Annotated in this window: 15 protein-coding genes; 3 read left to right on the forward strand and 12 right to left on the reverse strand. The window is 73.6% G+C overall.

The features are described from left to right. Positions 1–92 precede the first annotated feature (92 nt). Positions 93–722 carry a GPR1/FUN34/YaaH family transporter gene (locus tag ACW69E_RS14255; RefSeq protein WP_457498593.1) on the forward strand — a complete coding sequence of 210 codons (630 nt, stop codon included), beginning with the start codon at positions 93–95 and terminating at the stop codon, positions 720–722. A 25-nt stretch (positions 723–747) separates the two neighbouring features. Here the strand turns inward: ACW69E_RS14255 and ACW69E_RS14260 are convergent, their stop codons facing one another. The 12 genes from ACW69E_RS14260 to ACW69E_RS14315 all read right to left on the reverse strand — a co-directional run bounded on the left by ACW69E_RS14260 (position 748) and on the right by ACW69E_RS14315 (position 10,370). Further along, positions 748–1,500, reverse strand: coding sequence for a sirohydrochlorin chelatase (locus ACW69E_RS14260; RefSeq protein ID WP_457498632.1), 753 nt, complete (start codon positions 1,498–1,500; stop codon positions 748–750). Positions 1,501–1,577: 77 nt separating this feature from the next. After that, the gene (locus ACW69E_RS14265; RefSeq protein WP_457498594.1) at positions 1,578–2,522 is read right to left on the reverse strand and encodes an ABC transporter permease; all 945 of its coding nucleotides are present in this window, start codon (positions 2,520–2,522) and stop codon (positions 1,578–1,580) included. Further along, positions 2,509–3,327: an ABC transporter ATP-binding protein gene (locus ACW69E_RS14270; RefSeq protein ID WP_457498595.1), complete on the reverse strand. Its 819-nt coding sequence runs from the start codon at positions 3,325–3,327 to the stop codon at positions 2,509–2,511. The genes ACW69E_RS14265 and ACW69E_RS14270 overlap by 14 nt, the downstream gene beginning before the upstream one ends. 176 nt (positions 3,328–3,503) lie before the next feature. Next, a complete protein-coding gene (locus ACW69E_RS14275; RefSeq protein ID WP_457498596.1) occupies positions 3,504–3,632 on the reverse strand; it encodes a hypothetical protein in 129 nt (42 codons plus the stop codon). Continuing rightward, the gene (locus tag ACW69E_RS14280) at positions 3,620–4,999 is read right to left on the reverse strand and encodes a sulfate adenylyltransferase subunit 1 (protein ID WP_457498597.1); all 1,380 of its coding nucleotides are present in this window, start codon (positions 4,997–4,999) and stop codon (positions 3,620–3,622) included. Before ACW69E_RS14280 ends, ACW69E_RS14275 begins: the two co-directional genes overlap by 13 nt. A gap of 3 nt (positions 5,000–5,002) precedes the next feature. Continuing rightward, positions 5,003–6,010 (reverse strand): sulfate adenylyltransferase subunit CysD, encoded by a 1,008-nt coding sequence (gene cysD, locus ACW69E_RS14285; RefSeq protein WP_457498598.1) that lies wholly within the window; start codon positions 6,008–6,010, stop codon positions 5,003–5,005. After that, positions 6,007–6,603 carry an adenylyl-sulfate kinase gene (cysC, locus tag ACW69E_RS14290; protein WP_457498599.1) on the reverse strand — a complete coding sequence of 199 codons (597 nt, stop codon included), beginning with the start codon at positions 6,601–6,603 and terminating at the stop codon, positions 6,007–6,009. The genes cysD and cysC overlap by 4 nt, the downstream gene beginning before the upstream one ends. Before the next feature lie 47 nt (positions 6,604–6,650). Continuing rightward, positions 6,651–7,373, reverse strand: a complete 723-nt coding sequence (locus tag ACW69E_RS14295) for a phosphoadenylyl-sulfate reductase (RefSeq protein WP_457498600.1) — start codon at positions 7,371–7,373, stop codon at positions 6,651–6,653. Further along, the gene (locus ACW69E_RS14300) at positions 7,370–7,555 is read right to left on the reverse strand and encodes a hypothetical protein (protein ID WP_457498601.1); all 186 of its coding nucleotides are present in this window, start codon (positions 7,553–7,555) and stop codon (positions 7,370–7,372) included. The genes ACW69E_RS14295 and ACW69E_RS14300 overlap by 4 nt, the downstream gene beginning before the upstream one ends. 177 nt (positions 7,556–7,732) lie before the next feature. Then, positions 7,733–9,430: a nitrite/sulfite reductase gene (locus ACW69E_RS14305; RefSeq protein ID WP_457498602.1), complete on the reverse strand. Its 1,698-nt coding sequence runs from the start codon at positions 9,428–9,430 to the stop codon at positions 7,733–7,735. 156 nt (positions 9,431–9,586) lie between these two features. Beyond that, positions 9,587–9,670, reverse strand: coding sequence for a putative leader peptide (locus ACW69E_RS14310; protein WP_369126574.1), 84 nt, complete (start codon positions 9,668–9,670; stop codon positions 9,587–9,589). Between the two features lie 121 nt (positions 9,671–9,791). Continuing rightward, positions 9,792–10,370: a GNAT family N-acetyltransferase gene (locus ACW69E_RS14315; protein ID WP_457498603.1), complete on the reverse strand. Its 579-nt coding sequence runs from the start codon at positions 10,368–10,370 to the stop codon at positions 9,792–9,794. A gap of 88 nt (positions 10,371–10,458) precedes the next feature. Between ACW69E_RS14315 and ACW69E_RS14320 the strand changes: the two genes are divergently transcribed. Continuing rightward, positions 10,459–11,499: a carbohydrate kinase family protein gene (locus ACW69E_RS14320; RefSeq protein WP_457498604.1), complete on the forward strand. Its 1,041-nt coding sequence runs from the start codon at positions 10,459–10,461 to the stop codon at positions 11,497–11,499. Between the two features lie 151 nt (positions 11,500–11,650). Continuing rightward, positions 11,651–14,350, forward strand: a complete 2,700-nt coding sequence (gene adhE, locus ACW69E_RS14325) for a bifunctional acetaldehyde-CoA/alcohol dehydrogenase (RefSeq protein ID WP_457498605.1) — start codon at positions 11,651–11,653, stop codon at positions 14,348–14,350. Positions 14,351–14,370: the final 20 nt, after the last annotated feature.

A 14,370-nucleotide genomic window follows, 5' to 3' on the forward strand; every position in this document is an offset into this window, starting at 1 on the left:
GTGCGTCCCGGTGCACCCGCCCGGGCGGTGTGAACGACGCCGGTCCGGGCACCCGCCCCCGGTCGCGGAGCACGCCGACCGGAGGGACGTCCATGGAGAGCACCGAGGCCAACCCGCACGCCCGCATCATGCTGCGCCCCATCGCCAGCCCGCTGCCCATGGGTTTCCTCGGACTGGCCTTCGGCACCTTCCTGTTCGCCGCTTTCCAGCTCGGCTGGCTGGAGGAGCAGGGGGAACGCCAGGTGGCGCTCGCCGTGCTGCTGCTGACGGTGCCGCTGGAACTGCTGGCGTCGGTGTTCGGCTTCCTGTGCCGGGACCCCGGGGCCGCGGTGGTGATGGCCGTGCTCGCCGGCACCTGGGCCCTGGTCGGCACGTTCAAGGCCCTCTCGCCCCCGGGCACGTACAGCGACGTGCTGGGGGCGGCACTGCTGGCCTCCGCCGTGCTCCTGACGGTGACCTCCACGGCCGAGATCGGCAAACCCCTGGTGGGGGCCGTGGTGGTGCTGGCGGCGGTCCGCTTCGCCGTCACCGGGATCACCGAGCTGACCGCCTCGCCCGGCTGGCAGACGGCCGCCGGGCTCACGGGCCTGCTGCTGGCCGTACTGGCCGCCTACACCGCGCTCGCCTTCCTGCTGGAGAACGCCCAGAACCGCCCGGTGCTGCCGGTGCTGCGGGGCAAGCCGATCGGAGAGGAGGAACCGGGGGTGCGTCCGCGGCTGTGACGGACCGCCTGTGCGTACCGGCCGGTCACGCGCCGGCGGGCAGGCTCACGCGCCCGGCCCACCGCACCAGCGCCTCGTCGTAGCGCCGCGCCATCAGGCGGGCCAGCTCCGGGGCGTCGCCCAGCACCGGCGCCAGCACATCGGCGCCCGCCTCGCGGGCACCGGCGGCGATGCGGTCCGGGAGGAAGCCGGGCGCTATGACGTAAGGGGCGACGGCCACCCGCCGCACCCCCCGGGCGCGCAGCTCCCGCACCGCGTCGGCGGTGCGGGGAAGGGATGCGGAGGCGAACGCGGGCCGCACGGCACACCAACCGGAGATGTGCCGCCACTCCCGCGCGATATCTGCGATCACCGCGATCGCCTCCGGGTCGGAGGAACCCGCCGAGGCCAGGACGACCCCGGTCGAGCGTTCGTCGCCGGGCCGCAGCCCGGCCTCGTGCAGCCGCCGCTCCAGGGCGGCCGTCAGCAGCCGGTCCGGGCCCAGGACGTCGGCCTGGTGCACCGCCAGCCGCGGCAGCCGCGCCACCGTCTCGCCCAGCACCGCGGGGATGTCGGACTTGGCGTGGAAGGCGCGGGTGAGCAGCAGCGGCAGGGCCACGACCCGCCGTACGCCGTCGGCGTGCAGACGGGTCAGCACCTGGGGGACGGAGGGGGCGTTGAAGTCCAGATGGCCCACCTCGACCCGCAGCTTCGGGCGCAGCCCGCGCAGCCGGGCGCACAGCGCGGCCACGGTCGCCGCGTGGCGCGGGTCGCGGCTGCCGTGCGCGACGACCAGCAGGGCGGGGCGGGCGTCGCGGGCGCAGCGGGCGTCCGGGGCTTCGCGGCCGGGGACGTGGAGGGTGCGCACGGGGCCGCTCACCGCCCGGTCGCCGACGCCAGACCGCGGCTGTGCAGCACACGGCGCTCCACGGGCGAGAACAGCGCCGACTCCACCAGCACACCGACCGCCAGGATCAGTACCACCGAGGCCAGCACCAGGCTCAGCTCGCCGCCCTGCCGGCCCGCGTCCAGCATCCGGCCGATGCCGGGCAGGGGGGTGGCGGTGATGAGTTCGGCCGTCATCAGGGCGCGCCAGCCGAAGGTCCAGCCCTGCCGCAGCGCCGCCACGAAGCCGGGCAGCGCGGCGGGGACGAGGACGTGTACGGCTCCGCGCAGGCCGCCGGCGCCCATCGACCGGCCCGCCCGCAGCAGCAGCGGCGGTATCTGGTCGACGGCGGTGGTGACCCCGACGGCGATGGAGGGCACCGCGCCGAGCAGCACCACGGCGTAGACCGCGCCCTCGGAGTTGCCCAGCGCGATCACCGCCACCGGCACCAGCGCGGCGGCCGGCAGCGACTGCACGGCGGACAGGATCGGGCCCAGGACCGTGCGCAGCGGCGCGACCCGGGTGAGCAGCAGCCCCAGGGGGACGCCGATGGCGGCGGAGGCGGTGAAGCCGACCAGGCAGCGCAGCAGGCTGTGACCGAGGGCGGGCAGCAGGGTGCCGTCCGACCAGGCGCCCGCCAGCTCGCCCCACACGGCGGCGGGGGAGGGCAGGGAGGCCGACCAGTTCAGCGCGTACGCCGTCTGCCACAGCGCCAGCACCAGGGCGACGGCGGCCAGCGGCGGCGCGGCCTTGGCCAGCACCCGCCGCGAGGTGGCGGCGGTGGCGGACACGGGGGATTCCAGGGCGTCCAGGCCGGACGCCATCTCGTCGGAGTCACCGGGGCCGCCGGGGGAGTCGCCGGGGCCGCCGGGGCCGCGCCCCGGGGGCTCGTGCCGGGCACCCCGCCGGGAGTCCTCGGTGTCAGTGGCGGGCATGTCGGACGATCTCCTCGTGCAGATGGCCGGTGATCTCCCTGGCGAGGGAGGTGACTTCGGAGTCCTCGATACGGCGGGGATAGGGGATGTCCACGTCCCACTCGCGCGCCACGCGCCCCGGGCGCGAGGACAGCAGCACGACCCGCTGACCCAGCCGTACCGCCTCGCGCACGTTGTGGGTGACGAACAGCACCGTCAGCTCCCGCTCGCGCCACACGCGGGTCAGCTCCTCGTGCAGCAGGTCGCGGGTGATGGCGTCCAGCGCGGCGAAGGGCTCGTCCATCAGCAGCACCCGGCTGCCCTGGGCCAGCGAGCGGGCCAGCGCCACGCGCTGCCGCATCCCGCCGGAGAGCTGGTGCACCCGCTTGCCGTACGCGTCCGGCAGCCGCACCAGCCGCAGCAGCTCCTCGGCCCGCCCGCGCCGCTCGCCCCTGGGCACCCCGGCAAGCTTCAGGGCCAGCTCCACGTTGCGGCCGGCGCTCAGCCAGGGGAAGAGCGCGTGGTCCTGGAACATCAGCGCGGGCCGGCCGTGCGGCACCCGCACTTCGCCGGAGGTCGGGTGGTCGAGCCCGGCCACCAGGTTCAAAAGGGTGGACTTGCCGCAGCCGGAGGCGCCCAGCAGGCAGACGAACTCCCCGGGAGCCGCCGTCAGGTCGATGCCGTCCAGCACCTGCTGACGGGTGCGGGGGGAGGAGCCGAAGGACTTCGAGACGCGGTCGAGCCGCACCGCGTACGGGCGGGCCTGCCCGGCCCCGGCACCGGTGACGGACGGCGCCGGGGCGGGGGTGGCGAGTTCGGTGGACACAGCGGGGTCCTCTCGTGGTTCGCCACCCTGCTCGGGCGGCTACGGCGGGGGAGAGCCGGCGTGTGCGGCGGGGACATGCCGCGCTCGGGGGACATATGGGGCGTCCCCGGAGCGCGGGTCGTACGGATCGCGCTGGTCGTGCGGGGGGTGTGGGTCGTGAGACCGGGCGTCGGGCGTCACAGGCGGCATCCCGCCAGCCCGCCCTGCCCGCTGCCCCGCAGGCCGCTGCCGATCCGGCCGCCGGTGTGGTCGAAGGTGGAGAAGGCGTCGTGCACGGCGGTGCCCGCCGCGTTCAGAAGTCCCATCCGTCCTCCTGCGGGGCGTCGTTCCCGGCGGCACGCACCGCCCCGGCGGCTCCGGCGAAGGCCTCGCCGGACATGCCGGCGGTGAGGGTGGAGCCGTCGGCCGGGTCGATCAGCAGGAACGAACCGGTGCGGCGGGAGAGCGCGTAGGGGTCCAGCGGCAGCGGCTCGGCGGTGCGGATCCGCACCCGGCCGATGTCGTTGGCCACCAGCTCGCCCGGCTCGGGGTGGGGCGAGAGGTCGTCCAGGGTCAGCCGGGAGGGGATCTCCTTGACGATCGCCTTGACCGTGCGGGTGGTGTGCTTCAGCAGCACCCGCTGCCCCACCCGCAGCGGGGTGTCGTGCAGATGGCAGACGGTGGCGGTGACGTCCTGGCTCACGGCCGGGGCGTCGTCGGCCGGTGCGATCAGGTCGCCGCGGGAGACGTCGAGGTCGTCGGCCAGCCGGACGGTGACCGACTGCGGCGCCCAGGCCGCCCGGACCGACTGGCCGAGCAGATCGATGCCCTCGATCACCGAGGTGCGGCCCGAGGGCAGCACCGTCACCGGCTGGCCCACGCGCAGCACGCCGGAGGCGAGCTGGCCGGCGTAGCCGCGGTAGTCGGGGTGCTCGGCGGTCTGCGGGCGGATGACGTACTGGACGGGGAAGCGGGCCACGTCCCCGGCCGGGTCGTGGTCGACCTCGACGGTCTCCAGGTGCTCCAGGACGGTCGGGCCGCTGTACCAGTCCATGTGCTCGGACGGGGTGACCACGTTGTCGCCGACCAGCGCCGAGATCGGCACGGCGGTGACCTCCGGCACGCCCAGCGAGGCGGCGTAGGCGGTGAACTCCTCGGCGATGGAGGCGAAGACCACCTCGTCGTAGCCGGCCAGGTCCATCTTGTTGACGGCCAGCACCACGTGCGGCACCCGCAGCAGGGCGGCGACCGCGGCGTGGCGGCGGGTCTGCTCGACCACGCCGTTGCGGGCGTCGACCAGGATGATGGCCAGGTCGGCGGTGGAGGCGCCGGTGACCATGTTGCGGGTGTACTGCACATGGCCGGGGGTGTCGGCCAGGATGAACCGGCGGCGCGGGGTGGCGAAGTAGCGGTAGGCCACGTCGATGGTGATGCCCTGCTCGCGCTCGGCGCGCAGCCCGTCGGTCAGCAGAGCCAGGTCCGGGCCGGCGGCGCCGCGGCTGCGGGAGGCGTGCTCGACGGCCTCCAGCTGGTCGGCCAGGACCGACTTGGAGTCGTGCAGCAGCCGCCCGACCAGGGTGGACTTGCCGTCGTCGACCGAACCGGCGGTGGCGAAACGCAGCAGCGAGGTCTCCCGCAGCAGCCCGGCGGCCTCGGCGGCGCCGGCTGTGGAAGTGGTGGCAGCGGTGGTCATCGGTCAGAAGTACCCTTCGCGCTTGCGGTCCTCCATGGCGGCCTCCGACAGCTTGTCGTCGGCCCGGGTCGCGCCCCGCTCGGTCAGCCGGGAGGCGGCGATCTCGGCCATGACCTGCTCGATGGTGGCGGCGTCGGAGTCCACCGCCCCGGTACAGGACATGTCGCCGACGGTGCGGTAGCGCACCCGGCGCTCCTGGACCGTCTCGCCCTCCTTCGGGCCGCCCCACTCGCCCGGCGCCAGCCACATCCCGTCGCGCTTGAAGACCTCGCGGGTGTGGGCGTAGTAGATGGCGGGCAGCTCGATCTTCTCCCGCCCGATGTACTGCCACACGTCCAGCTCGGTCCAGTTGGACAGCGGGAAGACGCGCACATGCTCGCCCGGGGCGTGGCGGCCGTTGTAGAGCTGCCACAGCTCGGGGCGCTGGCGGCGCGGGTCCCAGCCGCCGAACTCGTCGCGCAGGGAGAACACCCGCTCCTTGGCGCGGGCCTTCTCCTCGTCCCGCCGCCCGCCGCCGAACACCGCGTCGAAGCGGTTGCTCTCGATGGCGTGCAGCAGGGGCACGGTCTGCAGCGGGTTGCGGGTGCCGTCCGGGCGCTCGCGCAGCTCGCCGCGGTCGATGAACTCCTGCACGGAGGCGACGTGCAGGCGCAGCCGGTGCTCGGCCACCACCCGGTCGCGGTAGTCGAGGACCTCGGGGAAGTTGTGGCCGGTGTCCACGTGCAGCAGCGCGAAGGGCACCGGCGCCGGGGCGAACGCCTTCAGCGCCAGGTGCAGCATCACGATGGAGTCCTTGCCGCCGGAGAACAGGATCACCGGCCGCTCGAACTCGCCCGCCACCTCGCGGAAGATGTGCACGGCCTCCGACTCCAGGGTGTCCAGATGGCTCAGCGCGAACGCCGCGCCGGAGGCCGATCCGGTGGTGCCGGAGGCGGCTGCGCCGGTGGCGCCCGCCGCGTCGGCGGCACGGTCCGGCGCGGGCCCGGTGGTCGGTTCGGTCGAGGTCGTCACGCCAGTCCCCTCTCGGCGAGCAGTGCGTACAGCCGGGCGGCGGAGTCGTCCACCGGCTCGGTGTGCGCCTCGATCCGCAGGTCCGGATCGGCCGGCGCCTCGTACGGGTCGTCCACACCGGTCAGCCCGGACAGCTCTCCGGCGGCCTGCCTGGCGTACAGGCCCTTCACATCGCGCTCGGAGCACACCTCCACCGGGGTGGCCACGTGCACCTCCAGATACGCCGTGCCCTCCGCCCGGTGGCGCCCGCGCACCGCCTCGCGGCTGTCGGCGTACGGCGCGATCACCGGGACCAGGGCCTTGACGCCGTTGGAGGCCAGCAGTTCGGCGACGAAGCCGATCCGCTGCACGTTGGTGTGGCGGTCCTCGCGGGAGAAGCCCAGACCGGCGGAGAGGAACTCCCTGATCTCGTCGCCGTCCAGCACCTCCACCCGGTGGCCCTCGCCGCGCAGCCGCGCCGCCAGCGCGTGGGCGATCGTGGTCTTGCCGGCGCTCGGCAGGCCGGTGAGCCAGATCGTGGCTCCGGTGCCGGTTCCGGTGGTGCTGCCGGTGCTGCCGGTTCTGTCCGTGACGGAGGCGGTCGCCCCGCTCATCTGACGCTCCTCAACTGTCTGGGCCCCTACGGCCTTCGGGTTCGCCATCAGCCATGCAGTCCGCACTCGGTCTTGCCGCGTCCGGCCCAGCGGCCGGAACGGGCGTCCTCGCCCTCCAGCACCCGCCGAGTGCAGGGCGCGCACCCGATGGAGGGGTAACCGTCCATCAGCAGAGGGTTGGTGAGGACGCCGTGCTCGGCAACGTAGGCGTCCACGTCGTCCTGCGTCCAGCGTGCGATGGGCGAGACCTTGACCTTGCCCCGCTTCTCGTCCCAGCCGACGACCGGCGTCCCCGCCCTGGTCGGGGACTCGTCGCGGCGCAGCCCGGTGGCCCAGGCGTCGTACCCGCGCAGGCCCTCCTCCAGCGGCCTGACCTTGCGCAGAGCGCAGCACAGGTCGGGGTCGCGGTCGTGCAGGCGCGGCCCGTACTCGGCGTCCTGCTCGGCCACGGTCTGCCGCGGGGTGAGCGTGACGACGTTGACGTCCATCACCGCCGCGACCGCGTCCCGGGTGCCGATGGTCTCCGGGAAGTGGTAGCCGGTGTCGAGGAACACCACGTCCACACCGGGCGCCACACGTGAGGCCAGGTGCGCGACGACGGCGTCCTCCATCGAGGAGGTCACGCAGAAGCGCGGGCCGAAGGTGCCGGCCGCCCAGCGCAGGATCTCCAGCGCCGGCGCGTCCTCCAGCTCGCGGCCCGCCTTCTCGGCGAGCCCGCGCAGCTCGCCGGCGTCCGCCCGCAGGTCGTAACGGTCCTCGGCGGCGTTCATCGTGTGCTGTCTCCCTCGGTGGAACCGGACCGCCGCAGGCCGTCGGCCAGCAGTCCGAGGAACGAGAGCCTGAAGGCGCGGTTGCAGGAGGTGCACTCCCACGCGCCGTGGCCGTCCTCGGACGGCCGCAGGTCCTCGTCCCCGCAGTACGGGCAGTAGAACGGGGCGGCGCGCTCGCTCACGGTGCCTCCCTGTGAGCTTCTCCGCCCACGCGGCGACGGTGCGGGTCCGTGATGGAGTGCGGCTCGGTGGCCGCGTGTGCGTCGCTCACGGTGCCTCCCTGTGAGCTTCTCCGCCCACGCGGCGATCGTGTGCCGGTTTCGTGGTCGTCCGCGGGGTGGCGGCCGCGTGTGCGTCGCTCACTTCAGAGCACCCTCGTCCGCCCGCGCCGCCCACTGGGCGAAGCGCTCGCCGTCCTGCCGCTCTTCGTGGTAGCGGGTCAGCAGGCGCTCGACGTAGTCGGGCAGCTCGGCGGCGGTGACCTTCAGACCGCGCACCTTGCGGCCGAACCCGGGGTCCAGCCCCAGCGCGCCGCCGAGGTGGACCTGATAGCCCTCCACCTGATTGCCGTCCGCGTCGGTGACGAGCTGGCCCTTGAGGCCGATGTCGGCGACCTGGATGCGGGCGCAGGCGTTGGGGCAGCCGTTGATGTTGATGGTGACCGGCTCGTCGAAGTCCGGCAGGCGGCGCTCCAGTTCGTCGATGAGGGTGGAGCCGCGGCCCTTGGTCTCGACGATGGCCAGCTTGCAGAACTCGATGCCGGTGCAGGCCATGGTGCCGCGCCGGAAGACCGACGGACGCACCGTCAGGTCCAGCGACTCCAGACCCTCCACCAGGGAGTCCACCCGGTCCTCGGCCACGTCGAGGATGATCATCTTCTGCTCGACGGTGGTGCGGACCCGGCCCGAGCCGTGCCCCTCGGCCAGCTCGGCGATCTTGGTGAGGGTGGCGCCGTCGACACGGCCGACGCGGGGGGCGAAGCCGACGTAGAAGCGGCCGTCCTTCTGCCGGTGCACGCCGACGTGGTCGCGCCAGCGCTGGACGGGGGTCTCGGGGGCGGGGCCGTCGGCCAGCTTCCGCCCCAGGTACTCCTCCTCCAGCACCTGGCGGAACCTCTCCGCACCCCAGTCGGCGACGAGGAACTTCAGGCGGGCGCGGTTGCGCAGCCGGCGGTAGCCGTAGTCGCGGAAGATCGAGACGACGCCCTCCAGGACGTCCGCCACGTCCTCCAGCGGCACCCAGGCGCCGAGCCGGACACCGAGCTTGGGGTTGGTGGACAGGCCGCCGCCCACCCACACGTCGAAGCCGGGGCCGAGTTCGGGGTGGCGTACGCCGACGAACGACACGTCGTTGATCTCGTGCGCCACGTCCAGCAGGGGGGAGCCGGAGATGGCCGTCTTGAACTTGCGGGGGAGGTTGGAGTACGCCGGGTTGCCGACGACGCGGCGCTTGGCCTCCTCCAGCGCGGGCGTGCCGTCGACGATCTCGTCGGCGGCGATGCCGGCGACCGGCGAGCCCAGGAAGGCGCGCGGGGTGTCGCCGCAGGCCTCGGTGGTGGACAGGCCCACGGCCTCCAGACGGCGCCAGATCTCGGGGACGTCCTCGATGCGGATCCAGTGGAGCTGGATGTTCTGCCGGTCGGTGATGTCGGCGGTACCGCGGGCGAACTCCTGGGAGATCTCGCCGATGACGCGCAGCTGCTCGGTGGTCAGCCGTCCGCCGTCGACGCGCACGCGCATCATGAAGTACTCGTCGTCCAGCTCCTCCGGAGCCAGGACGGCGGTCTTGCCGCCGTCGATCCCGGGGCGGCGCTGGGTGTACAGACCCCACCAGCGCATCCTGCCGCGCAGGTCGGAGGGGTCGATGGAGTCGAAGCCGCCGTGGGCGTAGATCGTCTCAATGCGTGTCCGCACATTGAGACCGTCGTCGTCCTTCTTGAACTGCTCGTTGGCGTTCAGCGGGGTGAAGTGCCCGGCGGCCCACTGGCCTTCGCCGCGGTGGCGGCCGGCCTTGCGGCGGGTCGGGGCAGCGCTGGCTGGCTTGGGGGTGTCGGCCATGGCGGTGTGTTCGTCCTTCTGCTGGACTCGGCTGCGCGGGAAGCGGACCGGATCCGCCCGGGCGCGCTGAAGTGCGCGAACCGGGACGGGAAGCGGGAATCGGGGGCGCCTGCCCGCGACGACGGGGGCGGCGGATGTGCGGCGGTGCTGGGACTGTCAGCCCGTCGGACAGATGGCGCTGGACATGCGGCCGAGGTCGACGTGCCGCCGACTCACCAAGGCAATACCAGCTCGAGACATGGCAGAAGCGTGGCATGAGCATCTCGCGGCAGTCCACCGCTATCCACAGTCCGGACAAAGGTGTCCCGGTCCGCGAGACGAGGTGACGCCGGTCACGGGGACGCGGCGCTCCGGGTGGGGGTCAGAGACCCGCTCCCGGCCAGGGGCCCGGGGCGGAAACGTCCGGTTCGTCCTCCGTCCTGGTGTCGAAGAGGCGGAAGCCCCGCCGCCGGTAGTTCGCCAGCGCGTGGGGGCCGTCCTTGCTGCAGGTGTGCACCCACACCCGCCGGGTGGGCTCCCGTCCCGGCCAGCGCTCCGCCAGGTCCCAGGCGCGCGCGGTCCCGTACGACAGCAGGTGCCCGCCGATGCGCCGGCCGCGGAAGGCGGCGATCAGGCCGAAGTAGGTGATCTCCACCGTCCCCCCGGGCTGCGCCTCCAGCTCGATGTACCCGGCCGGGGTCCCGCGGTCGTACGCCACCCACGTCTCCACGCCGGGCCGCTCCAGGAACTCCCGCCACCGCGCGTACGTCCACCCCAGCCGGTCCGTCCAGGTGACGTCCCCGCCGACGGCGGTGTAGAGGAAGCGGCTGAACTCCGGGCTGGGCACCTCCGCCCGGGCGATCCGGATGCCGGACCCGCTGTCCGGAGTGTGGGCGGGGGAGAGGTCGGAAGGGGAGGTCTGCTCCAGCGACCAGGTGGTGACGGCGACGGTGGTACTCATGCCGGGAGTGAAGCACGCCGCCGCAGGCGTCCGGGAAGCGGCCCCGCGGGCCGGCTCCCGGACGGCGGCGCGTACCAGAATGCCCCCCATGCCCACACCCGTACCCGCGACCGGAGGACGCCCCGGACGCGCCCCCGGCCCCGCCGCCCCGCCCGTCGCCGTGCTCGGCGAGTGCGTCGCCGACGCCTTCACCGTCCCGGCACCCCGAGGCCGCGAACGGCCCTCCGCCCCCTCGATCGGGCTGGAGGTCCTGCCCGGCGGCGGCCCGGCCAACACCGCCGTGGCCCTCGCCCGGCTCGGCACCCCCACCCGATTCCTGGGCAGACTGTCGCGGGACGTCTTCGGCCGCCTCTTCCGCGAACACCTGGCCGCCTCCGGTGTGGACCTGGCCGCCGCGGTCGAGGCGGCCGAACCCAGCACCCTGGCCGTCGCCGACGTCGACGCCGCCGGCCGCGCCGAGTACTCCTTCCACGCCGAGGGCACCGCCGACTGGCAGTGGACGGACGGCGAACTGGAGCGGGCCGCGTCCGGCCCCGCGGCCTGCCTGCACACCGGATCGCTGGCACTGGTGCGGCCACCGGGCGGGGAGGCGGTGGAACGGCTGCTGGAGAGGGTGCGCGGGCGGGCCACCGTCTCCGTCGACCCCAACGTCCGGCCCCTGCTGGTGGAACCGGCCTTCTACCGCGAACGGCTGCCGCGCTGGTGCGCCGCGGCCGACATCCTGCGGCTGTCCGACGACGACCTCGGCCACCTCCTGCCCGGCGCCGCCGTGGAGGAGGCCGCCGCCGTCCTCCACGGCCACGGCGCGGCCCTGGTCGTCGTCACGCTCGGAGCGGAGGGCGCGTACGCCTCGCTGGAGGGCGCGGGCGGCGCGGAGCGCGTACGGCTGAGGGTGCCGGCCGAGCCCGCCGCCGTGGTGGACACCGTCGGCGCGGGCGACGCCTTCATGGGCGGCCTGCTGCACTCCCTCCACACCGCCGGGGCCCTCGGCGGACGCCTGGACGGGCTGACCGCGAACGTCCTGGAACAGGCCCTGGCCACCGGCGCCGCCGTAGCCGCCGCCACCTGCGCGGTACGTGGCGCCGACCCGCCCAGGGCACACCAGATGGGACGTCATGCGCGCAGGTGAGCGCCCTACCGGCCGGTACGGGACCTTCGGCCCGCGCCCCCCGCCGGTGCGGGACCTTCGGCCGCGGGGCGGGGCCCCTTCGGCGACTGCGCCGGGTGCCCCGGGCGGCGTGCAATGGAGTCACCGAGGCCCCCACCCAGAGGTGATCCCCATGGCAGAAGCCACCGCACGTCCCGCAGCCCGTCCCGCAGCCCGTCCCGCCGCGCCGGCGGACGCCGGGCGCACCGGGAGCGGCGAGCACGCCGAGACCGTCCGGCACGCCGTCGACACCCTGGTCGCACACGCCGTCAAGTCCCTTGACGAGTACGCCTCCTTCACCCAGGAGCAGGTCGACCACATCGTGCGGAAGGCCTCCCTTGCGGCCCTGGCGAACCACTGCGAGCTGGCCGAGCAGGCCGTCGCCGAGACCGGCCGGGGAGTGTTCGAGGACAAGGCGATGAAGAACCTCTTCGCCTGCGAGCACGTCACCCACTCGATGCAGGGGCTGAGGACGGTCGGCGTCGTCCGCCGCGACGAGCTGAACGGGATCACCGAGATCGCCGAGCCCGTCGGCGTGGTGTGCGCCATGACACCGGTGACCAACCCCACCTCCACCACGATCTTCAAGGCGCTGATCGCGCTCAAGACCCGCAACCCGATCGTCTTCGCCTTCCACCCCTCGGCCCAGCGGTGCAGCGCCGAGGCGGCCCGGATAGTGCGGGAGGCGGCCGTGGCCGCGGGCGCCCCCGAGCACTGCGTGCAGTGGATCGAGGAGCCGTCGATGGAGGCCACCCGCCTGCTGATGAACCACGCGGACGTCTCCACCATCCTGGCCACCGGCGGCAACGCCATGGTCCGGGCCGCCTACTCGTGCGGCAAGCCGGCCCTCGGAGTCGGCGCGGGCAACGTCCCCGCCTACGTACACCGCACCGCCGACGTCCCCCGCGCCGTACACGACATCGTGCTGTCCAAGGCCTTCGACAACGGCATGATCTGCGCGTCCGAGCAGGCCGCCGTCCTGGACGCCGAGATCTACGAGCGGGCGGTCGCGGAGTTCCGCAGGCTCCACGCGCACCTGGCCACCGCCGAGGAGAAGGAGAAGCTGGAGAAGTTCCTGTTCGGCACCACCGCCCGGAGCGCCAACTGCGCCGGGGCGAAGCTCAACGCCGACGCCGTCGGCCGGCCGCCGCACTGGATCGCCGAGCAGGCCGGGTTCACCGTCCCCGAGGACACCTCCGTCATCCTCGCCGAGATCGCGGGTGTCGGCCCCGCCGAGCCGCTCAGCCGCGAGAAGCTCTCCCCGGTGCTGGCCCTGCTGCGCGCCCAGAGCACCGAGCAGGGCATCGAACTGGCCGCGCAGATGGTCGAGTTCGACGGCCTGGGCCACAGCGCGGTGATCCACGCCGACGACGAGGTGCTGACCGAGGAGTTCGGACGCCGCGTCAAGGCCGTGCGCATCATCGCCAACGCGCCCTCCAGCCTCGGCGGCATCGGCGACGTCTACAACTCCTTCCTGCCCTCGATGACCCTGGGCTGCGGCTCCTACGGCCACAACTCCGTCTCCGGCAACGTCACCGCCGTGGACCTGCTCAACATCAAGCGCATCGGGCGGCGCAACACCAACATGCAGTGGTTCAAGGTCCCGCCGAAGATCTACTTCGAGCGCCACTCCCTGCGCTACCTCGGCGACATGCGCGGCATGCGGCGCGTCACCGTCGTCACCGATCAGAACATGGACCGCCTGGGCTACCTCGCCCGCGTCAAGGACATCCTGCGCTCCCGCACCGAGCCGGTGAACCTCCAGATCATCGACGACGTCGAGCCCAACCCGGAGCTGGCCACCGTCGAGCGCGGCGCCGCGAGGATGCGCGAGTTCGAGCCCGACACCATCGTCGCCCTCGGCGGCGGCTCGCCCATCGACGCCGCCAAGGTCATGTGGCTGATGTACGAGCACCCCGAGATCGCCTTCGCCGACACCAAGGAGAAGTTCTCCGACATCCGCAAGCGCGCCTTCACCTTCCCGCCGCTGGGGGAGCGGGCCAAGCTGATCGCGGTGCCGACCACCTCCGGCACCGGCGCCGAGGTCACCCCCTTCGCCGTCATCTCCGACCCGGCCGCCGCCCGCAAGTACCCGCTGGCCGACTACGCCCTCACCCCCGACGTCGCCATCGTCGACCCGGTCCTGACCGCCACCCTGCCGCCCGCCGTCACCGCCGACTCCGGCTTCGACGCCCTCACCCACGCCACCGAGGCGTACGTGTCGGTATACGCCAACGACTACACCGACGGGCTGTGCCTGCAGGCCATCCGGCTGATCTTCGAGAACCTGGAGCGCTGCGTCACCCACGGCCCCGCCGACCCCAGGGCCCGCGAGCGGATGCACAACGCCTCCACCATCGCCGGCATGGCCTTCGCCAACGCCTTCCTCGGCCTGGTGCACGCCATGTCCCACACCCTCGGCAACACCTTCCACATCACCCACGGCCGGACGAACGCGCTGCTGCTGCCGCACGTCATCCGCCACAACGGCCGCATCCCCACCAAGCTGACCGGCTGGCCCAAGTACGAGACCTACCGGGCCCACGAGCGCTTCCAGGAGATCGCCAGGATGCTCGGCCTGCCGGCCGCCACCCCCGAGGAGGGCGTGGAGTCCTACGCCCGCGCCGTGGAGGAACTGCGCGCCCGCTGCGGCGTCCCGGCCTCCTTCAAGGAGGCGGGCGTGGACGAGGAGGAGTTCCTGGCCGCCCTGCCCGAGCAGGCCCGCAACGCCTACGCCGACCAGTGCGCCCCCGCCAACCCCCGGATGCCGATGCTCGACGAGATGCAGGCGCTGATGCGCCAGGCCTACTACGGCCACGCCGCCAGGGCGTGAGCGCGGCCGCCCGACCGCCC

It is taken from the genome of Streptomyces sp. SS8 (assembly GCF_054072955.1).

What these genes read in the sequence shown, in the direction of transcription:
- adhE (WP_457498605.1), top strand. Translation starts at nt 11,651, where the DNA reads ATGGCAGAAGCCACCGCACGTCCCGCAGCCCGTCCCGCAGCCCGTCCC.
- ACW69E_RS14315 (WP_457498603.1), bottom strand. Translation starts at nt 10,370, where the DNA reads ATGAGTACCACCGTCGCCGTCACCACCTGGTCGCTGGAGCAGACCTCC.
- ACW69E_RS14265 (WP_457498594.1), bottom strand. Translation starts at nt 2,522, where the DNA reads ATGCCCGCCACTGACACCGAGGACTCCCGGCGGGGTGCCCGGCACGAG.
- ACW69E_RS14255 (WP_457498593.1), top strand. Translation starts at nt 93, where the DNA reads ATGGAGAGCACCGAGGCCAACCCGCACGCCCGCATCATGCTGCGCCCC.
- ACW69E_RS14305 (WP_457498602.1), bottom strand. Translation starts at nt 9,430, where the DNA reads ATGGCCGACACCCCCAAGCCAGCCAGCGCTGCCCCGACCCGCCGCAAG.
- ACW69E_RS14310 (WP_369126574.1), bottom strand. Translation starts at nt 9,670, where the DNA reads ATGTCTCGAGCTGGTATTGCCTTGGTGAGTCGGCGGCACGTCGACCTC.
- ACW69E_RS14320 (WP_457498604.1), top strand. Translation starts at nt 10,459, where the DNA reads ATGCCCACACCCGTACCCGCGACCGGAGGACGCCCCGGACGCGCCCCC.
- ACW69E_RS14280 (WP_457498597.1), bottom strand. Translation starts at nt 4,999, where the DNA reads ATGACCACCGCTGCCACCACTTCCACAGCCGGCGCCGCCGAGGCCGCC.
- ACW69E_RS14275 (WP_457498596.1), bottom strand. Translation starts at nt 3,632, where the DNA reads ATGGGACTTCTGAACGCGGCGGGCACCGCCGTGCACGACGCCTTCTCC.
- cysC (WP_457498599.1), bottom strand. Translation starts at nt 6,603, where the DNA reads ATGAGCGGGGCGACCGCCTCCGTCACGGACAGAACCGGCAGCACCGGC.
- ACW69E_RS14295 (WP_457498600.1), bottom strand. Translation starts at nt 7,373, where the DNA reads ATGAACGCCGCCGAGGACCGTTACGACCTGCGGGCGGACGCCGGCGAG.